At 71.5% G+C, this 19,598-nt stretch carries 18 protein-coding genes; 10 read left to right on the top strand and 8 right to left on the bottom strand.

From position 1 onward, the window contains the following. Positions 1–3: 3 nt before the first annotated feature. Entirely contained in the window at positions 4–1,242 is a 1,239-nt protein-coding gene (locus EHO50_RS20230) for an amidohydrolase family protein (RefSeq protein WP_181449660.1), read from the bottom strand. A gap of 385 nt (positions 1,243–1,627) precedes the next feature. On the opposite strand from EHO50_RS20230, the gene afsR reads away from it, so the two are divergent. Beyond that, positions 1,628–4,603: an SARP-family global regulator AfsR gene (afsR, locus tag EHO50_RS20240; RefSeq protein WP_128431704.1), complete on the top strand. Its 2,976-nt coding sequence runs from the start codon at positions 1,628–1,630 to the stop codon at positions 4,601–4,603. Positions 4,604–4,807: 204 nt separating this feature from the next. Continuing rightward, entirely contained in the window at positions 4,808–4,984 is a 177-nt protein-coding gene (locus EHO50_RS44070) for a hypothetical protein (RefSeq protein ID WP_164904892.1), read from the top strand. A gap of 230 nt (positions 4,985–5,214) precedes the next feature. Here EHO50_RS44070 and EHO50_RS20245 read toward each other — a convergent pair whose 3' ends face one another. After that, positions 5,215–6,765, bottom strand: a complete 1,551-nt coding sequence (locus EHO50_RS20245) for a FadD3 family acyl-CoA ligase (RefSeq protein ID WP_128431707.1) — start codon at positions 6,763–6,765, stop codon at positions 5,215–5,217. A gap of 95 nt (positions 6,766–6,860) precedes the next feature. Here EHO50_RS20245 and EHO50_RS20250 point away from each other — a divergent pair, with 95 nt between their 5' ends. Genes EHO50_RS20250 through EHO50_RS20260 form a run of 3 tightly spaced genes read left to right on the top strand, consistent with a single transcriptional unit; the run spans position 6,861 to position 9,199 of the window. Further along, the gene (locus EHO50_RS20250) at positions 6,861–8,009 is read left to right on the top strand and encodes a lipid-transfer protein (RefSeq protein WP_128431709.1); all 1,149 of its coding nucleotides are present in this window, start codon (positions 6,861–6,863) and stop codon (positions 8,007–8,009) included. 6 nt (positions 8,010–8,015) lie between these two features. Then, positions 8,016–8,432, top strand: coding sequence for a Zn-ribbon domain-containing OB-fold protein (locus tag EHO50_RS20255; protein WP_128431712.1), 417 nt, complete (start codon positions 8,016–8,018; stop codon positions 8,430–8,432). After that, complete coding sequence (locus tag EHO50_RS20260; protein ID WP_128431715.1) at positions 8,429–9,199, top strand: enoyl-CoA hydratase/isomerase family protein; 771 nt, start codon at positions 8,429–8,431, stop codon at positions 9,197–9,199. Before EHO50_RS20255 ends, EHO50_RS20260 begins: the two co-directional genes overlap by 4 nt. Positions 9,200–9,214: 15 nt before the next feature. Here EHO50_RS20260 and EHO50_RS20265 read toward each other — a convergent pair whose 3' ends face one another. The 3 genes from EHO50_RS20265 to kbpA form a co-directional block, all read right to left on the bottom strand. Beyond that, complete coding sequence (locus tag EHO50_RS20265) at positions 9,215–9,730, bottom strand: hypothetical protein (RefSeq protein ID WP_128431718.1); 516 nt, start codon at positions 9,728–9,730, stop codon at positions 9,215–9,217. Positions 9,731–10,011: 281 nt separating this feature from the next. Further along, complete coding sequence (afsK, locus tag EHO50_RS20270; protein ID WP_128431721.1) at positions 10,012–12,387, bottom strand: protein serine/threonine kinase AfsK; 2,376 nt, start codon at positions 12,385–12,387, stop codon at positions 10,012–10,014. A 248-nt stretch (positions 12,388–12,635) separates the two neighbouring features. Next, positions 12,636–13,391: an AfsK-binding protein KbpA gene (gene kbpA, locus EHO50_RS20275; protein ID WP_128431723.1), complete on the bottom strand. Its 756-nt coding sequence runs from the start codon at positions 13,389–13,391 to the stop codon at positions 12,636–12,638. A 122-nt stretch (positions 13,392–13,513) separates the two neighbouring features. On the opposite strand from kbpA, the gene EHO50_RS20280 reads away from it, so the two are divergent. After that, the gene (locus tag EHO50_RS20280) at positions 13,514–14,161 is read left to right on the top strand and encodes a TetR family transcriptional regulator (protein WP_128431726.1); all 648 of its coding nucleotides are present in this window, start codon (positions 13,514–13,516) and stop codon (positions 14,159–14,161) included. Between the two features lie 66 nt (positions 14,162–14,227). Here EHO50_RS20280 and EHO50_RS20285 read toward each other — a convergent pair whose 3' ends face one another. Further along, complete coding sequence (locus EHO50_RS20285; protein WP_128431729.1) at positions 14,228–14,680, bottom strand: Lrp/AsnC family transcriptional regulator; 453 nt, start codon at positions 14,678–14,680, stop codon at positions 14,228–14,230. A gap of 82 nt (positions 14,681–14,762) precedes the next feature. Here EHO50_RS20285 and EHO50_RS20290 point away from each other — a divergent pair, with 82 nt between their 5' ends. Beyond that, positions 14,763–15,386, top strand: a complete 624-nt coding sequence (locus EHO50_RS20290; RefSeq protein ID WP_128431732.1) for a LysE family translocator — start codon at positions 14,763–14,765, stop codon at positions 15,384–15,386. 19 nt (positions 15,387–15,405) lie between these two features. Here the strand turns inward: EHO50_RS20290 and EHO50_RS20295 are convergent, their stop codons facing one another. Further along, entirely contained in the window at positions 15,406–15,879 is a 474-nt protein-coding gene (locus EHO50_RS20295) for a nitroreductase family deazaflavin-dependent oxidoreductase (protein ID WP_128431735.1), read from the bottom strand. Continuing rightward, positions 15,876–17,138, bottom strand: a complete 1,263-nt coding sequence (locus EHO50_RS20300) for an acyl-CoA dehydrogenase family protein (RefSeq protein WP_128431738.1) — start codon at positions 17,136–17,138, stop codon at positions 15,876–15,878. Before EHO50_RS20300 ends, EHO50_RS20295 begins: the two co-directional genes overlap by 4 nt. Positions 17,139–17,243: 105 nt before the next feature. On the opposite strand from EHO50_RS20300, the gene EHO50_RS20305 reads away from it, so the two are divergent. Genes EHO50_RS20305 through EHO50_RS20315 form a run of 3 tightly spaced genes read left to right on the top strand, consistent with a single transcriptional unit; the run spans position 17,244 to position 19,558 of the window. Continuing rightward, complete coding sequence (locus tag EHO50_RS20305) at positions 17,244–18,416, top strand: thiolase C-terminal domain-containing protein (protein WP_128431741.1); 1,173 nt, start codon at positions 17,244–17,246, stop codon at positions 18,414–18,416. A 32-nt stretch (positions 18,417–18,448) separates the two neighbouring features. Next, positions 18,449–18,874 carry a pyridoxamine 5'-phosphate oxidase family protein gene (locus EHO50_RS20310; protein WP_128431743.1) on the top strand — a complete coding sequence of 142 codons (426 nt, stop codon included), beginning with the start codon at positions 18,449–18,451 and terminating at the stop codon, positions 18,872–18,874. A gap of 27 nt (positions 18,875–18,901) precedes the next feature. After that, positions 18,902–19,558, top strand: a complete 657-nt coding sequence (locus EHO50_RS20315) for a pyridoxine/pyridoxamine 5'-phosphate oxidase (protein WP_128431745.1) — start codon at positions 18,902–18,904, stop codon at positions 19,556–19,558. Positions 19,559–19,598: the final 40 nt, after the last annotated feature.

Here is a 19,598-nt window from a genome sequence, read left to right on the forward strand (position 1 = left end):
CGATCAGCGGCCGCCTCCCGGCGCCCACAGCCCCTGCGGCGTCAGCCCCAGCAGCTCGATGGCATTGCCCCGCACGATCCGCTCCACGACGTCCGCGTCCAGGTGCCCCATCTGCGCCTCGCCGACCTCGCGGGACTTCGGCCAGGTGGAGTCGGAGTGCGGGTAGTCGGTCTCGTACAGGACGTTCCCGACCCCGATCGCGTCCAGGTTCCTGAGCCCGAAGGCGTCGTCGAAGAAGCAGCCGTAGACGTGGTCGGCGAACAGCTCGGACGGCGGCCGGTGCACCTTGTCGGCGACCCCGCCCCACCCCCGGTTCTCCTCCCACACGACGTCGGCACGCTCCAGGATGTACGGGATCCAGCCGATCTGGCCCTCGGCGTACATGACCTTGAGGTTCGGGAAGCGCTCGAACTTGCCGCTCATCAGCCAGTCGACCATCGAGAAGCAGCAGTTGGCGAAGGTGATGGTGGAGCCGACGGCGGGCGGCGCGTCGGCCGAGGTGGAGGGCATACGGCTCGACGAACCGATGTGCATGGCGACGACCGTGCCCGTCTCGTCGCAGGCGGCGAGGAAGGGGTCCCAGTCCTCGGTGTGGACGGACGGGAGCCCGAGGTGCGGGGGTATCTCGGAGAAGGCGACGGCGCGCACGCCGCGTGCCGCGTTACGGCGGACTTCGGCGGCCGCCAGCTCGGCGTCCCACAGGGGGATGAGGGTGAGCGGTATGAGCCGGCCTCGCGCATCCGGCCCGCACCACTCCTCCACCATCCAGTCGTTGTAGGCCTGGACGCACAGCAGGCCCAGCTCGTGGTCCGCGGCCTCGGTGAAGGTCTGGCCGCAGAAGCGGGGGAAGGTCGGGAAGCAGAGGGCGGACTGGACGTGGTTGACGTCCATGTCGGCGAGGCGGGCGGGGACGTCGTAGGACCCCGCGCGCATCTGCTCGTAGGTGATGACTTCCAGCTTGATCTCGTCCCTGCTGTAGCCGACGGCGGTGTCGAGGCGGGTGATCGGGCGGTGCAGGTCCTCGTACACCCACCAGTCGCCGATGGGCCCGTCGTCGCCCGGCCGGCCCATCACGGGCTTGAACCGGCCGCCGAGGAAGGTCATTTCCTTCAGTGGCGCGCGGACTATGCGCGGCCCGGTGTCGAGGTACTTCTTCGGAAGCCGGTCCTGCCAGACGGTGGGCGGCTCGACCGTGTGGTCGTCGACGGAGATGATCAGCGGAAACGCGGTCTCGGTGTCCATGTCCGTCACGGTAGCGCCGATCTGACGGTCCGTCAGCTATGCCGTCGGTCATGCGGGAGCGGGCACCGCCGTGCGGAGACCACGTGAGGACCTTGTGATATCCCGCGCGCCTGGCTGTGATCACCCTCTCCACAGCTGACGCAACTGCCATGAACAAGGCAAACTGGCGGGGATGTAAACGGGTCCTAGGCCCTGTCGTTTGGATCAGCTCGGCTGCGAGGTGCGGTTCCTCTCGGCCGACCCGAGCGGGGCATGGCGCGTGCAGCTGCAAGGCGGAGGAGGGAGTCGACGCGGAGCGTCGGCGACCGACGACAACGCCGCAGATGTGCGTGCCAGGGCCCGCGACGCCGGGATGATCCAAACGAGAGGGCCTAGGGGGACTGCGATGGACGGGGTACCGCGAGTGCCGGAGCAGAGGCGTCCCGGCTCCTCGACAGATGCGGCGGAGCCGGCGGCGGCGCTGCGCTTCAGTGTGCTCGGTCCGGTGCGCGCCTGGCGCGGCGAGGAGCAGCTCCCCACCGGTTCCCCCCAGCAACGCGCCCTGCTCGCGGCCCTGGTGCTGCGCGAGGGCCGTACGGCGACCGCGGCGGAGCTGATCGACGCCCTGTGGGGCGAGGAGCCGCCCTCGCAGGCGCTGGCGGCGCTGCGGACGTACGCCTCGCGCTTGCGCAAGGTGCTGGACCCCGGGGTCCTGGTGAGCGAGTCGGGCGGCTACGCGGTGCGGGGCCTGGCCGAGGGCGCGCTGGACCTGGCGGTGGCGCAGGACCTGGCGACGGAGGGGGAGAAGGCCAGGAACGCCGGGGATCTGTGCCATGCGCGCAAGCTGCTGGGGCGGGCGCTGGCGCTGTGGGACGGGGAGGTGCTGGCGGGGGTCCCCGGGCCGTACGCGGAGGCTCAGCGGGTCCGCCTGGAGGAGTGGCGGCTCCAACTCCTGGAGTCCCGCCTCGACATGGACCTGGAACAGGGCTGCCACGCGGAGGCGGTGTCGGAGCTGACGGCGCTGACGGCGGCACACCCGCTGCGTGAGCGGCTGCGGGAGCTGCTGATGCTAGCGCTGTACCGCAGCGGCCGTCAGGCGGAGGCGCTGGCGGTGTACGCGGACACGCGGCGCCTGCTGGCGGACGAACTGGGCGTGGACCCGCGCCCCGGCCTGAAGGAGCTCCAGCAGCGCATCCTCCAGGCCGACCCCGGCCTCGCGGAACCGTCGGCACCGGTGACCGAGCCGCCGGTGCTCCCGGTGCGCCCGGCTCAACTCCCGGCGTCCGTATCCGACTTCACGGGGCGATCGGCCTTCGTGCGGGAGCTGAGCGAAGTGCTGGCATCGGCCTCGGGGACCGACGGCCGGGTGATGGCGGTGTCGGCGCTGGCCGGCATCGGCGGGGTGGGCAAGACGACGCTGGCGGTGCACGTGGCCCACCAGGCGCGGTCGGCCTTCCCTGACGGGCAGCTCTACGTCGACCTGCAGGGCGCGGGCGCGCGGGCTGCGGAGCCGGAGACGGTCCTGGGCTCGTTCCTGCGCGCCCTGGGCACGGCGGACTCGGCGATCCCGGACTCGCTGGAGGAGCGGGCGGCGCTGTACCGGTCCGTGCTGGACGGCCGCCGGGTCCTGGTCCTGCTGGACAACGCCCGGGACGCGGCCCAGGTCCGCCCGCTGCTGCCGGGCATGGAGGGCTGCGCGGCGCTGGTGACGTCCCGGGTGCGGATGGTGGACCTGGCGGGTGCCCATCTGATCGACCTGGATGTGATGTCCCCGGAGGAGGCGCTGTCCCTCTTCACGAAGATCGTGGGCGAGGAGCGCGTCGCGTCCGAGCGGGAGGCGGCACTCGACGTGGTCGCGGCGTGCGGGTTCCTGCCGCTGGCGATCCGCATCGCCGCGTCACGGCTCGCGGCACGCCGTACGTGGACAGTGTCCGTACTCGCCGCCAAGCTCGCGGACGAGCGACGCCGGCTGGACGAGCTCCAGGCCGGGGACCTCGCCGTGAAGGCGACCTTCGAGCTGGGATACGGCGCACTGGACGCGGCCCAGGCCCGGGCGTTCCGGCTGCTGGGCCTCGCGGACGGTCCGGACATCTCGCTGGCGGCGGCCGCGGCGGTCCTCGACCTCCCGGTGGAGGAGACGGAGGACCTGCTGGAGTCCCTCGTCGACACCTCGCTGCTGGAATCGGCGGCGCCCGGCCGGTACCGGTACCACGATCTGGTGCGGCTCTACGCGCGTGCGTGCGCGGAGCGGGACGAGTGGCCGCCGAGTGAGCGGGATGCGGCGTTGTCGCGGTTGCTGGACTTTTATCTGGCGACGGCGGCGGGGGGTTATGCGATCGAGCGGCCGGGGGATCGGCTGGTGGATCATCTGGCGGCGACCGAGTATCCGGGGCTGACGTTCGAGGACCGGCGTCACGCGCAGGACTGGTTGTACTCGGAGGCCGTCTGCCTGCTCGCCTGTGTGCGTCAGTCCACGGCTCCCCAGCAGTTGAGGCGCGCCGTCGACCTGCTCTGGCTTGCCATCGACCTGACCGAGTCGGGCGCAAACTCCAAGGAGTACGAGGCGACGGCGGCGTCCATGCGCGCCGCGGCGCACGCCGCCGGAGACCAACGGGCTGAAGCCCGGGCCCTCGTGACCCTGGCCAACGGCCATCACCTTTCGGGCAGCCACTTCGAGCTCGCGGATCAGGAGGCCGCCGACGCGGTGCAGTTGGCAGAGGCCGCGGGGGACCCGCTACCCCGTTGCTGGGCGTCCAACATGCTGGGCATCATCGCGCTCTACCAGAGCAGGTACGAGGACGGCGAGACACATCTGACCCGCGCCATAGAGAGCTTCCGCTCCTGTGAGGATCGCCCGGGCGAGGCCAGTGCCCTGTGCAATCTGTCGCGGATCCATCTCGCCATAGGGCACACCGCGAGCGCGGTGTCCCTGGCCGAACAGGGCACCGCCATGTACGACGACATGGGGCACGCGCTGAAGGGAGCCAACGGCCGGTACGCGCTGGGCCTCGCACTCACCCAAAGCGGTCAGCTGGATCAAGCCGCCGATCGGCTGGAGCAGGCGCTCGAAGTCTTCCAGGACAGCCGACAACGCCTCTGGGAGGGTATGACCCTCTTCCGTCTCGCCGAGGTCGACCTGGCCGCCCGGCGCCCGGGGCAGGCCGCGGCGAACGCGGAACTGGCGCTGACGGTTCTCCGCGGAATCGGCGGCGAATGGCGACGCGGAAACGTACTCACCGTGCTCGGGCGGGCCTTGAGCGGCATCGGGCAGACCGGTCGTGCTCAGGTGTGCTGGCAGGAAGCTCTTGAGATTTTCGAGGAGCTCAAGGCCCCCGAGGCCGAAGAAGTACGAGTGCTTCTCCAGCCTCTTACCCTCGCCTGACAAGGCACGTACGCGTTCATCGTTCGTTTATCGCCCCACGGCACTCTCGTCGTGTCGATCCGTCGCGTCGGGGGGCAGGCGGGGCGACCGGTGGCCGCACCTTAAGGTGTTGCGGCCCGGAGGTGAACGGCCCGGCAGCCCGCGGGGGAGTTGCCGGGCCGGTCCCACCACTCACCGCACCACGAACATTCAGGGGAGCCAGTCATGAGCAACGAGAAGAAGACCACTGAGGCAGAGGCGACGAAGACCGAGGCCGCCAAGGTGACCACGCTGAACAGCCACGCCACCAGCGAGCCGCTGAAGACCGTCCTCGCCGCCGACGAGGGCACCGGCGACGCCACCACGGACAACTCGCACGCCACCGGCGAGCCGACCAGCTGAAGCCTCCTTCCCACGGGGATCGGCCGCGGCGGCGCGGAGGGGAGCCGCCGCGGCCGTCGTGTGTCCTGACGAGGCGCGTCCCGCGTTGAGCCGCACGCGATGCCGCGTCCCGTCCCCACACCCTCTGCGCACCGTTCCCCTCCCGCCCCCCACAGGTCACTCTCCCCGGCTGCTGTCCCCACTCAGCTCAAGCGCCCCCGGCACGGCCCCCGACGCGTCGGCGCACCGGTCTAGTTGCCCCGCAACTCCCCCTTGACCACCTTCCCACTCGCATTCCGCGGCAGCTCCCCCAAGAACTCCACCACCTGCGGCACCTTGTAGTTCGCCATCTCCCGCCGCGCCCACGCGATCAGGTCGTCCCCGGTCAGCACCGCACCCGCCCGCCGCACCACGTACGCCTTGCCGACCTCCCCCAGCCGCGCATCGGGTACGCCGATCACCGCCACGTCCGCCACCTCGGGATGCAGGCCGAGCAGTTGCTCGATCTCCGCCGGGTAGGCGTTGAAGCCGCCGACGATGAACATGTCCTTGATGCGGTCGGTGATCCGCAGGTTGCCCGCCTCGTCCAGGACGCCCACATCGCCCGTCCGCAGCCACCCGTCCTCCCCCAGCACCTCGGCCGTCGCCGCCGCGTCCTCGTAGTAGCCCCGCATGACGTTGAAGCCCCGCACCAGAACCTCGCCGGGCTCGCCGGGCGGGGCCTCGACCCGGACCTCGGTGCCCGGTATCGCACGTCCGGACGTCGACGCGATCACCGTCGGATCGTCGCCGCGGCGGCACATCGTCACGATGCCGCTGGCCTCCGAGAGGCCGTACGCCGTAAGGACCGTCTCCACGCCCAGTTCCCCGCGCAGCCGTTCCACCAGCCGCAACGGCACCACCGCCGCACCGGTCACCACCAGCCGCAGCGCGGAGAGGTCGTACGACGCCCTCGCCGGGTGGTCCAGGAGAGACTGGTGGAGGGTCGGGGGGCCCGGCAGCACCGACACCCGTTCCGCCGCGATGTTCGCCAGGGCCGTGCCGACGTTGAACACCGGCTGGGGGATCATCGTCGCGCCCCGCATCAGACAGGCGATCACCCCGGCCTTGTAGCCGAAGGTGTGGAAGAAGGGGTTCACGATCAGGTAGCGGTCGCCCTGCCGCAGTCCCGCCAGGTCGCTCCACACCTCGTACGCCCGCAGCGTCTGGGCGTGACTGATCACCGCACCCTTCGGACGGCCCGTCGTACCGGAGGTGAAGACGATGTCCGACGGCCAGGAGCCTTCCACTGCCGCCGCGCGCGCCCGCACCGCCGCCTCGCCCACCCCGTCCCCGCTCGCCAGGAAGTCCTTCCAGGTACGGAAGTCCGCCGGGGCGTCGTCCGACAGCACGACCACCTGCTCCAGCTTCGGCAGCCCCGGCCCCTGAGCGACCGCCCTGCGCAGCGACGCCACGTACGAGGTGCCCAGGAAGGTGCCGGTCACGAAGAGCAGTCGGGCCCCGCTGCGGCGCAGCACGTCCGCGGTCTCCGTGCCCTTGAACCGCGTGTTCACCGGTACCAGCACCGCCCCCGCCGACACCGCGCCCAGCGCCGCGACGATCCAGTCCAGGGTGTTCGGGGCCCAGATGGCGACCCGGTCACCCGGCGCGATGCCGTTCGCCAGGCAGGCCGCCGCCGACCGTTCGACGCGGGCGCCGAGTTCGCCGTAGGAGATCCGGGTCCGGCCCTCCACCACCGCCTCGGTGTCCGCGTACCGCTCGGCCGCCCGACGGACCAGCTCCGGGATGCTCTGCCACTCCACGATGGGCCTCCCCGAACTCACTAGCTGACTACCCGTCAGATTAGCTGTAGCCTGACGCCCTGTCAGCAGCCCGTCCGCAGCGCGGAGGTGTGCACATGGCCGGACTCAAGGACGCGACCGCGATCGTCGGCATAGGACAGACGCCCTTCGCCAAACACCTCCCCGAGGACGAGAAGACCCTCGCCTGCCGTGCCGTCCTCGCCGCCCTAGACGACGCCGGGATCGCGCCCGGTGAGGTCGACGCGCTCGCCTCGTACACGATGGAGGAGACGGACGAGGTCGAGCTCGCGAAGGCGGTCGGCTTCGGTGATCTGACCTTCTTCAGCAAGGTGGGCTACGGGGGCGGGGGTTCGTGTGCCACCGTCGCGCATCTCGCCTCCGCCATCGCCACCGGACAGGCGACGGTCGGCGTCGCCTGGCGGTCACGCAAGCGCGGCAGCGGGCCCCGGCCCTGGCGGAACACCGCCGCCCAACTGCCCACCCCCGCCCAGTGGACCCGGCCCTACGGCCTGCTGCGCCCCGCCGACGAGATAGCCATGCTCACCCGCCGCTACATGCACGAGTACGGCGCGACCCGCGACCACCTGTTCAACGTCGCCCTCGCCTGCCGGAACAGGGCCAACCAGAATCCCGCCGCGGTGATGTACGAACGGCCCCTGACGCGCGAGATGTACATGACCTCCCGGTGGATCAGCGAGCCCCTGTGCCTCTTCGACAACTGCCTGGAGACGGACGGGGCCCTCGCGTGCGTGATCGTCAGCCGGGAGCGCGCCCGGGACTGCCGGCACACCCCCGTCTACGTCCACTCCGCCGCCCAGGGCCTGCCCGCCCAGCACCACGGCATGGTCAACTACTGGAACGACGACCCGCTCACCGGCCCCGCCTGGACCGCCGCCCGGCATCTGTGGAAGCACGCCGACTTCACTGCACAGGATGTGGACGTCGCCCAGATCTACGACGCCTTCACGGCCCTCATACCGCTCTCGCTGGAGGGGTACGGGTTCTGCGGGAGGGGCGAGGGCGGCGCCTTCACCGAGCAGGGGGCCCTGGAGATCGGCGGACGACTGCCCCTCAACACCGGCGGCGGCGGGCTCAGTGAGGCCTACGTCCACGGCTTCAACCTCATCAACGAAGGCGTCAAGCAGCTCCGCGGCACCAGCACCGCCCAGGTTCCCGGCGCCGCCACCTGTCTCGTCACCGCCGGCGAAGGCGTCCCCACCTCCGCGCTGCTCCTGAGGAGTTGACCGCAGATGCTCTCCCCCGTCACCGACCCCGACGGCGCCCCCTTCTGGCAGTACGCCGCCCAGGGCGAGCTCCGCGTCCAGACCTGCGCCGACTGCGGCGAACCCCGCTTCCCGCCCCGCCCCTGCTGCCCGCACTGCCAGTCCTTCGCGAGCGAATGGATCAGGGCCTGCGGTCAGGGCCGCATCTGGTCGTACGTCGTCCCCCACCCACCCCTCCTGCCCGACTACGCCGAGCAGGCGCCGTACAACGTCGTCGTCGTCGAACTCACCGACGCCCCCCGCATCCGCCTGGTCGGCAACCTCGTCACGGGCCCGGACGCTCCCCTCAACTCCCTGCCTCCGGACCGGATCCGCATCGGCGCCAAGGTGCACGCCGTCTTCAGCGGCACCGGCCTGCCCCAATGGGTCCTGGAACGCCCATGAGCCTCACCATCACGAGGGACAAGGACACCGGCGTCGCCGTCGTCACCCTCGACCGGCCCGAACGCCACAACGCCATCGACCTCGCGACGCGGGACCAACTCGTCGCGGCTTGGCGGGAGTTGCGGTTCGACGACGACGTACGGGCCGTCGTACTCACCGGTGCCGGGGAGCGGGCCTTCTGCACGGGGCTGGACCGGGATGTCGTCGTGCCGCAGCCCGACTCGCCGTACATGATGGACGATCCGCTGCTCCGGGTCGGGCCGAAGTCCAACGACCTGTGGAAGCCGGTCGTCGCCGCCGTGCGGGGCATGGCCTGCGGGGGCGCCTTCTACCTCCTCGGCGAGGCGGACTTCATCGTCGCCGACCCGACCGCCGCCTTCTTCGACCCGCACACCACCTACGGCATGGTCAGCGCCTACGAGTCGATGCTCATGGCACTGCGCATGCCGCACGGGGAGGTCGCACGGATGGCGCTCATGGGCAGCGCGGAGAGGCTGTCGGCGCGACGGGCCCACGAGATCGGCCTGGTCACCGAACTCACCGAGCCCGGCGAGGCGTTGGCGGCCGCGCTCGACTGTGCCGCCGTGATCGCCGGATATCCGACGCAGGGCGTACAGGGGACCGTGCGGGCCCTGTGGGCGGCCAGGGAGACCGCCCTCGCCCACGCCTTCGCCCAGGCACCGCACCTGATCACGCTCGGGAACCTGCCAGGTGAGCGGCAGGCGGAGCTGTTTCGGGCGCGGCGCCGGGAGTTCAGGACCCGGTGACCTGGCGCCGCGGCATCAGTAGTGGTCGGCCATGCGCATCGCGCCGCCCAGCTCGCAGCTGCCGCCGCTGGAGGTGCTCTGCCGGGAGACGGCGTCGACGGTCTCGGTGGCACCGGCGTCGACCGCGAGGATCCCGGAGGTGACGGTGTCCAACGTCGTGCCGGTCGCGTCCTTGAAGGTGACGTCGAACGTGTAGGAGTACGTCGTGGTCGCGCTGCTGTTGGTGGCGCGAACGCGCGCGACGATCCCCCTTGCCGCGTCGTACTCGCACGTCTCGATCTTCACGTCCCCGGTGCTCTCCGCGGACGGCCCCTCGCTCGCCTGCGCACCGCCGCCCGAGGACGACCCCGTGTCGTAGTCGTCATCGTCGTCGTAGTAGGTGCTGCCGCCCGACGTGCCGCCCGAACTGCTCGACGAGCTGTGGGAGCTCGAGCTGTCGTCGCACCCGCCACCGTGGGAGCGCCGGGCTCCGGTCAGGGCGACCACCACGCAGACGGCCACCGCCACCGCGCGCACATGGCGAATCTTCACGTTGTCCAACCCCCGAAAAATGTTCTGCAACCCCGCCGTACTGATCGTGAGCACGTCACGCTAGCAGCGCCGCATGGCGGGGATCCCTCACCGGGCGTAGCGTCTTGTGTGAGAGCGGTGAAGAAAGCCCCCAGCAGGCCACGAAACCGCTTCACCCCGGCGACGGCCGCCGTCCGGCCCCTTCCGTGCATCCGGCACGACGGCCGTCATCGGGTGACATCAGCGCTACCAGGCACTATCAGGCGCTACCTGGTGCCATCGGGTGCCACCAGGCGCTTGCCCTAGGCCGTTCTGGCCGTCCCTGTGCCCTTCTCCGCGTCCAACGCGTACACGCAGCGGTCCTTGCTGCACGCGTACACGACGCCGTCCTTCACCACGGGCGAGCCGGTGATCTCGCCGCCGGTGGCGAGCTTCCATCTCAGGCGGCCGTCGTCGGCCTTCAGGGTGTAGAGCAGGTGGTCCGTGGAGCCGAAGTGGATACGGCCCTCCGCCACCGCCGGTGCGCCCACGATGTCGCCGCCCGCCTGGAAGCGCCACTTCGGCGTCCCCGTGACCGCGTCCAGCGTGTACAGGCCCTTGCCGCTGCCGACGTGGACGTGCCCGCCGGCCACCAGGACCGGCTCGATGGAGGAGCGGGACTCGGTGGCGATGCGCCAGCGGTCGCGGCCGTCGGTGGCGTCCAGGGCGTAGACCGTGCCGAGGTAGTCGGCCAGGTACACGCCGCCGCCCGTCACCGCGGGGCCCGGCACGAAGGTCGGCGGGCACAGGAACACCGCGGGGGCCTCGAAGTGCCAGCGGACGTGACCGCTCGCCGCGTCGATCGCGAGCACGCGCGTGCCGGCCGACACGTACACATAGCCGTCCGGGGCCTGCGCCACCCGTACCGGCACCCCGCCGCAGGAGGCGGCGTCGCCGATGGGGTACGACCAGCGCTCGTCGCCGGTGCGGGCGTCCAGGGCACGCAGGCGGGCGTCCTTCCAGACGTACACGGTGCCGTCGTACAGCGCCGGGCCCGCCTCCGGGGACTCGAAGTCGGTCTGCGCCCCGGTGATCTCCCACAGTTTCTGGCCGTTCGAGGCCTCCCAGGCCTGCACGCCGCCGCCGCGGGTGCCGGTGACGACCGTGCCCCGCTCGGCCTTGAGGGAGTACACCCAGGCGTCCGTCTGCAGGCGCCACAGGTCAGCGCCCTCGCGGCATTCCAGGGCGAACAGGGTGGGCCCGTCGGAGGCGTGGATACGGCCGTCCGCGACCGCCATCGACCAGGCCACGTCCCGCGTCTTGAAGCGGCGGCGGCCGGTGGCCACGTCGAGGGCGTGGACCTCGAAGGAGGTGACGTAGACGAGGTCTTCGGCGACGGAGGGGGTGCCCCAGACGTCGTTCGACATGCGGAAACGCCAGGGGCGCCAGCCGGCCGCCGCCTCCGGGGGCGCGGGCGGCGGTGCCGGTACAGCGGGGCCCACGGCAGGGTCCGTGCCGTTGACGCCGGGGGTGGGGCGGGACCAGGAGGCGACGAGGCCGGCCTCTGGAGGGGGCGCCTTGACGGCGGCGGCGCGGACGTCGGCGACGCGGGGGCCGGGGCCGATCGGGACGGCAGCGCCCGCAAGGCGTACGGGGCCGGTGTCGGGGGCGCCGACCGGGACCGGCGCGGGCTGCGGGACCGGGACCACCGGGTCGTGCGGGGGCGGGGGCGGCACGGGGACCGGGGCGGGGGCGACGCGGCCACCGCTGCGACCGGAGGACGTCGACGGCTTCGCCGCCGGGCGTCCGCCGCGCCGCGACTCGATCAGGCTCACCGCCCGCTCGGGCAGCCACGCCGACGCCGTACCGCTGTCGTCGGAGCCTGAGCCGAAGAGGTGGGGGGCCAGCTGGGCCTGGAGGTCGGCGGGGTTGGGGCGGGCCGTCGCCTCCATCTGCATACAGGACTCGATGAGCGGGCGCAGCTCGTCCGGGAGGCCTTCGAGGTCCGGGCCCTCACGGAGCAGCATGAAGACGGTCTCGACCGGGTTGGCGCCATGGAAGGGCGGGTGCCCGGTGGCGGCGAACACCAGCATCGAGCCGAGCGAGAAGACGTCGCTCGCGCCGGTCACGCTCCGCGAGTCCTTGGCCTGCTCGGGCGACATGTAGGCGGGCGTACCGACCGCCACGTTCGTCATCGTCAAACGCGTGTTCGAAACGCCGGATGCGATACCGAAGTCGATGACTCGGGGGCCGTCCTCGACCACGAGCACGTTCGACGGCTTGAGGTCGCGGTGGACGAGACCCGCGCCATGGATGGACTGCAGGGCTTCCGCCACCCCCGCCGCCAGCCAGCGCACCGCCTGGGCCGGGAGCGGCCCGCACTCGTTCACTATCTCTTCGAGGGAGGGCGCGGGAACGTACGCGGTGGCCAGCCACGGAACGGCCGCGCGCGGGTCGGCGTCGACGACGGCCGCCGTGTAGAAGCCGGAGACCGCCCGGGCCGCCTCCACCTCACGCGTGAAGCGGACGCGGAAGAGCTGGTCCTCGGCGAGCTCGGTCCGGACCGTCTTGATCGCCACGCGCCGGCCCGAAGCCGAGCGCGCGAGATAGACCAGCCCCATGCCGCCGGCACCCAGCCGTCCGAGCACCTCGAACGGCCCGATCCTGCGCGGATCGTGCTGCGTCAGCTGATCCACCACTCTGCCTGCCACCTCCCCGTACGAGCCGCGCCACCGACATGTTTACGCGACCCCGTGCAGCGTCTCACCACCGCACCGCCTTGGCGGCACGCACCCTGATTCTTCCTGTCCTGGGGCGTGGTTGCGAACCCAAGGGCGGAACGGGGTGTCTTGGGACAAAACCACACCCCGACGCCCGACGGGAAGCGCCGGTTCGCATGTTGGGACGCCGGAGGTAAGAGTGAGGGAAGGGCGAGAGAAGAGTGCGGTCAGACTTCCGGCGCTCCGCGGCGCTCCAGCAGCGCGAAGGACGCCCCCTGATTGTCGGTGACCACGGCGACCTTCCCGTACGACGTCTCGAAGGGCGGCACCTGCACCCGTCCGCCGAGCCCGGTCACCGTGGCGAGGACGGCCTCGCAGTTCTCCACCCGGAAGTGGACGACGAAATGCGGCGGCATCATCGCCGGAAAGACCTCTTCGACGGCCGCCCGCCCGAAGTCCGGCTTGGCGTCCGGCCCGAACAGGGCGTCGGCGAAGAGCCCGCCGTAGAAGTCGTTGGCGACCTCGGTGTCCCGGGCGTACAGCTCGGCCCACCCGAAGCTGCCGACCTCGTGCCGGCGCCCGAACCCGGTGTGTTCGCCGGCCTGCCAGAGCCCGAAGACGGCGCCCTCCGGGTCGGTGACCAGCGCGGCCGTCCCGAGACCCGCCCCCACCTCCACGGGCGCGGTGACCACCTGTCCCCCGGCCTCGCGGATCCGCCTCGCCAGCGCTGTCGCGTCCGGGGTGGCGAAGAACACCGTCCACACGGTGGGGAACCGCCCGTCCGTCTTGCGCGAGAGCGAGGCGACGGGCTCGCCGTCCAGCCGGGCGAGCACGGTGGAGTCGTACGCCTCCTCGAAGTCCCACCCGAAGAGCTCACCGTAGAACCGCTTGCCCGCCTCCACGTCGGGAAGCTGCGCGTCCACCCAGCACGGAACGCCCTCCGAGTATCCCGTTCCGTCTGCGGATGCCCTGTTTTCGGCCATGCGGCCAAAGTAACGGCGTCTTACGCACCGCGCAGACCAGGCACACCAGCCTCCGCATCCTCCTGCACCCCATTTGCAGTCGGCCGAATCGCGCCCCGATCACGCCTCGGTAAGCTGACGACATGACAGGACAAGTGCGTACCGTCGACGGCCGCGTGGCCGGTCGGCGTGGGCAGGCGACCCGGCAGAAGCTGCTCGACTGCCTCAGCGAGATGCTCAGCTCCTCCCCCTACCGGGACGTCAAAGTCATCGATGTCGCCCGGAAGGCGGGCACTTCACCCGCGACCTTCTACCAGTACTTCCCGGACGTCGAGGGCGCCGTCCTGGAGATCGCCGAGCAAATGGCCACCGAGGGCGCCGGGTTGACCGAGCTCGTCGAGGGCCGCAGCTGGGTCGGCAAGGCCGGCTGGCAGACGGCGCAGGAACTCGTCGACGGATTCCTGGAGTTCTGGCGGAAGAACGACGCGATCCTGCGCGTCGTCGACCTCGGCGCGTCCGAGGGCGACAAACGCTTCTACAAGATCCGCATGAAGATCCTGAACTCCGTCAACAACTCCCTGTCGGAAGCGGTCACTCAGCTGCAGGCCAAGGGCAAGGTCGACAAGGACGTCAACCCGGCCGCGGTCGCGGGCTCGATCGTCGCGATGCTCGCGGCGGTGGCCTCGCACCAGAAGGGCTTCCAGACGTGGGGCGTAAAACAGGCTGAACTCAAGCCGAACCTCGCCCTGTTGGTACACCTGGGCGTGACCGGCAAGAAGCCGACGAAGTAGTCACGTCCAGCTCAAGTCCTGTCTGGCAGGCGGCGGCTCACCCGACGTGAGCCGCCGCCTGCCGTGCTATGCGGGCAGCGGACGATCCCGTACGACGTGCTTCATCACCAGCGTCGAGGTCAGCCGCTGCACCCCCGGCAGGGTCGCCAGCCGCTCGTCGTACAGCCGCTGGAAGGCGGCGAGGTCGGCGGTGGCCACCCGCAGCAGGTAGTCGGGCTCACCGAACAGCCGTTGCGCGTCCAGGACATGGGGGATGTCCGCGATCGCCCGCTCGAACCCCGCGACCGTGTCCCGGTCCTCCTGCCGCATGGACACGAAGACCAGCGCCTCGAAGGTCAGTCCCACGGCCGCCGGGTCCACGACGGCCCGGTACCCGCTGATGGCTCCGACCCGCTCCAGCTCCCGCAGCCGCCGGTGGCACGGCGAGACGCTGAGCCGCACCCGAGCGGCCAGCTCGGTCACGGTCAGCCGCCCGTCCTGCTGGAGCTCGGCAAGAATCTTTCTGTCCACGTCGTCCATGAGGCAGATCTTCCCTCATAACCGCCGGTAGCGAGCAAACTTCGACAACACTTTCGGGCCATTTCCGCCTAATGTCGCCACCATGGACTCCGGACTGCTCCTTTCCTTCCTCGCCATCGACCTGCTGCTCGTCTGCGTACCGGGCGCCGACTGGGCGTACGCGATCTCCGCCGGGCTGCGCGACCGCTCGCCGGTGATGGCCGTGACGGGCCTGGTCACGGGGTACGCGCTGCACACGGTGCTCGCGGTGGCAGGCCTCGCGGTGCTGGTGGCGAGCGAGCCGAGGCTGCTGACCGCGCTGACGGCCGCAGGGGCCGCGTACCTGGTGTGGCTGGGCTGGAGTGTGCTGCGCCGGCCGGGCACGCCGGGGGCGGCCGAGGAGACCGTGGCCACGAGCCCGGCCCGGGTCTTTCTGCGCGGCGCCACGATCAGCGGCCTGAACCCCAAGGGCCTGCTGCTCTACCTGTCCGTACTGCCGCAGTTCCTGGTGACGAAGGGCGACCACCTGCCGGTCCCGGCCCAGACCGCCGTACTCGGACTGCTCCACATGGCGTGCTGCGCCGCCGTCTATCTGACGGTGGGCCTCGCGGCCCGCGCGGTCCTCGGCGCCCGCCCGGCGGCGGCACGCGCGGTCACCCGCACGTCCGGGGCGGCGATGCTGGGGATCGGCGCGTTCCTCCTCGTACAGCGCCTGGCGACGCTGTGACCTGCGGCAGATTCTGACGCTATGACCTGCGGACGATCCTGAAGAGCCGGATCTCCCGCTCCACCCGGGCCTGATACGTCGCGTACGGCGGCCAGAAGGCCAGCACCGCCTTCCAGGCGGCCGCCCGCTCCTCCCCCTCCAGCAGTCGGGCCGTGACGGGGATGTCCCGGCCCTTCCAGCTGACCTCGGCGTCGGGGTGGGCGAGGAGATTCGCGGTCCAGGCGGGGTGGCCGGCGCGGCCGAAGTTGGAGCCGACGAGGATCCAGCTGCGGCCGCCCTCCTCGGGCATGCAGGCCAGCGGCGTACGGCGCGGCAGGCCGCTGCGGGCACCGGTCGAGATCAGGATCACGCCGGGCAGCATCTGGGCGCTGAGCAGCACCTTTCCGCGCGTGAGGCGGTGCACGGCACGGTCGAGGGCGGGGATGACGTGGGGGGCGACCTTGGCGAAGCCGCGTGTCGAGGACACCTTCTGCACTATCCGTGCGCCGATCACACCGCCACCTCCCGCTCCGCGGATGTCTCGAAGAGCTGGGCCGTGTCGGCGGCGTGTGCCCGTAGGCGGTGGGCGGGGCCGAAGAGGAGCTCGTCGCCGGCGGCCCGTTTGAAGTACAGGTGGGCCTCGTGCTCCCAGGTGAAACCGATGCCGCCGTGGAGCTGGATGCCTTCGGCGGAGGCCGTGCGGAGCGCTTCGAGGGCTTGGGCGAGGGCGAGGCGCGCCTCTGGGGGTGCCGCGATGTGTTGTCGGGCGTCTGCGGGTTCGTTGTGGCTGGTCGCGCAGTTCCCCGCGCCCCTGGGGGGCGTTGCGGCCCAGGCCGCGTAATAGGCCGCCGATCTTGCTGCCTGCACCGCCACGTACACATCTGCCAGCCTGTGCTTCACCGCCTGGAAAGAGCCGATCGGTCGGCCGAACTGTTCCCTCTGCCTGACGTACTCCACGGTCGCCTCCAACGCCCGGTCAGCGGCCCCCACGGCCTCGCAGGCGAGGACCGCGGCGACCATGTTCCCCGCATCGGCGAGGGCACCCAGCACATCCGTACTGTCCTCCTCCCCCAGCAACTCCGCCTCCACATCCCGCAGTTGCACCCGCCCCCGCGGTCGCGTCGCATCCAGCGCGGTCTGCCGTTGCCGTACGACTCCTGCGGCATCCCCCGCCACCAGGAACAGCAGCGTCCGCGACCGGGCGAACCCCCCGGCGTGCGCGGCGACCACCAGCAGCCCGGCACTGTGGCCGTCCAGCACCTGGTCGACCTGTCCGTACAGCCGCCAGCCGCCCTCCACCCGCCGCGCCTGCACGCCCCCGGCACGTCCGCCGCCGGCCCAGTCGCCGTCGCCCGTGCCGGTGAGGGCGAGGGCGGCGGCGAGTGCGGTGCCGGGGACGGCGAGGGCGGCGGTGAGGGTGCCGGAGGCGAGGCTGGGCAGGAGTTCGGCGCGCTGGGCCTCGGTGCCGAGGGCGGTGATCAGCGGGGCGGTGAGGACGGCGGTGGCGAGGAGGGGGGAGGGGGCCAGCGCCCGCCCGACCTCCTCGCAGGCGAGGGCGAGTTCGGTCGCCGAGCAGCCGACACCGCCGTACGCCTCGGGGAGGGCCAGTCCGGGCAGGCCGAGCTGCTCGGCGAGGGCGGTCCACAGGGCGGGGTCGTGTCCGGCGGGGGTGTCGAGGGCGGCGCGCAGCTCGCGGGGGCCGCAGCGGCTGTGGAGCAGCTCGCGGAGGGTACGGCGGATCTCGTCCTGCTCGGGGGTGAAGCTGGCGTCCATGGGCTCTTTCCTCCGGCTCTTCCCTCCAGATCTGACGGGCCGTCATATTAGGAGGGCCGCAACGAGATGCACAGAGCTTGGACACACAGGGGTTGGAGGCCTCTCATGACTGCCCGGAACCGGAAAGTCGCCGTGGTCGGCGTGGCCCTCTCCGACTGCGGCCGCGTGGACGACGCGACCCCGTACGCCCTGCACGCCCAGGCGGCCCGCCGCGCCCTGGCCGACGCGGGGCTCGGCCGGGAGGTGGTGGACGGCTTCGCGTCCGCCGGGCTCGGCACCCTCGCCCCCGTCGAGGTGGCCGAGTACCTGGGCCTGCGCCCCACCTGGGTCGACTCCACCTCCGTCGGCGGCTCGACCTGGGAGGTCATGGCGGCCCACGCGGCGGACGCGATAGCGGCGGGGCACGCGAACGCCGTCCTCCTGGTCTACGGCTCCACGGCCCGCGCGGACATCAAGGCGGGGCGGCGGACGGGGAATCTGTCCTTCGGCGCCCGGGGCCCGCTGCAGTTCGAGGTCCCCTACGGCCACACGCTCATCGCCAAGTACGCCATGGCCGCCCGCCGCCACATGATCGAGCACGGCACGACGATCGAGCAGCTGGCGGAGGTGGCGGTCCAGGCGAGGGCGAACGCCGCCCTGAACCCCGAGGCCATGTTCCGCGCCCCGATCACGGTCGACGACGTGCTGAGCGGCCCGATGATCGCGGACCCCTTCACGAAACTCCACTGCTGCATCCGCTCCGACGGCGGCGCGGCGGTACTGCTGGCCGCCGAGGACTTCGTACGGGACTGCCGTACGGCCCCGGTGTGGGTGCTCGGCACCGGGGAGCACGTCTCGCACGCCGCGATGTCCGAGTGGCCCGACTTCACGGTGGGCCCGGCGGCGATGAGCGGGCGGCTCGCCTTCGAGCGGGCCGGGGTGCGCCCGGCGGAGATCGACTTCGCCGAGATCTACGACGCCTTCACCTACATGACCCTCGTCACCTTGGAGGACCTCGGCTTCTGCGGGAAGGGCGAGGGCGGGGCGTTCGTGGAGAAGGGGCGGCTGCTGGTGCGGGGCGGGGAGCTGCCGGTCAACACGGACGGGGGCGGGCTGTCGGCCCAACATCCCGGGATGCGGGGGCTGTTCCTTCTGGTGGAGGCGGTGCGGCAGTTGCGGGGGGAGGGCGGGGAGCGGCAAGTGCGGGGGCGGGACGGGGAGTTGCCTCGGCTGGGGGTCGCTTCGGCGACCGGGGGATGGTTCTGCTCGTCGGGGACGTTGGTACTGGGCAGGGATTGAGACTGTCGAGAGCAAATCCGGAGGAAACAGGCATGGCCCTGACCCGTGAAGAGCGTGAACAGTTCCTGGCCGAGCCCCACATCGCCGCGCTGGCGGTCGACGCGGGCGCGGGGCGTGCTCCGCTGACCGTGCCGATCTGGTACCAGTACGAGCCCGGCGGCGACATCTGGATCATGACCGGGCTGGACAGCCGTAAGAACCAGCTGATCCAGGCGGCGGGCCGGTTCTCGCTGATGGTCGACCGGCTCGACCCCACGATCCGGTACGCGTCGGTCGAGGGGCCGATCGTCAGGACGACCCCCGCCACCCTCGAACAGCTCCGTGAGATCTCCGCCCGCTACCTCCCGGCCGAGAAGGTCGACGGCTATGTCGACTTCGCCTGGAAGGACCACGGCGAGCAGGTCGTCATCCACATGCGGCCCGAACGCTGGGTGTCGTCCGACCTCGGGCAGGTGTGAGCCCGTGCCGCACGCGACAATCGGGGAATGGGAACGGATCTTCATGAGCTGCTGAGGTCGCTTCGGGTGTGGGACGTCGACCTGCCCGCCTTCGACCCGGCCACGGCACCCGCAGAACCACTCGCCCTCTTCACGGCCTGGTTCGCGGAGGCGGTCGCGGCGGGGCAGGTGGAGCCGCACACGATGTCCCTCGCCACGACGGACGAGGAGGGCCTGCCGGACGTACGGACGGTGATGCTGCACGGCGCCGACGCGTCCGGCTGGTCCTTCGCGACGCATGCCGACAGCCGCAAGGGACGTCAGCTCGCCGCCCGCCCGCACGCGGCCCTGGGCTTCTACTGGCCCGCGCAGGGCCGCCAGGTGCGACTGAGGGGCCCGGTGACGGCCGCCCCGTCCGCCGAGTCCCAGTCCGACCTGCACGCCCGCTCGACCGGAGCCCTGGCGGCGGCCCTGACCGGCCGCCAGAGCCAAGTCCTGGGCTCACTGGAGGAGTTGGCACGAAGGTCGGAAGCGGCCTGGGAGCGGGCCCAGCGCGAGCCCGACGCTCCGGTGCCCACCTGGACGCTGTACCACCTGCGCCCGCAGGCGGTGGAGTTCTTCCAGGGGGATGCCCGACGACGGCACATTCGGCTCAACTACCGGCGTACGGAGGATGGTTGGGCCACTGAGCTGCTCTGGCCCTGAGGGCCTGTCGCCCCTGCGAACCCGTCGACCCTGAGGACCT

It is taken from the genome of Streptomyces cyaneus (assembly GCF_004028635.1).
Classification (GTDB): domain Bacteria; phylum Actinomycetota; class Actinomycetes; order Streptomycetales; family Streptomycetaceae; genus Streptomyces; species Streptomyces cyaneus.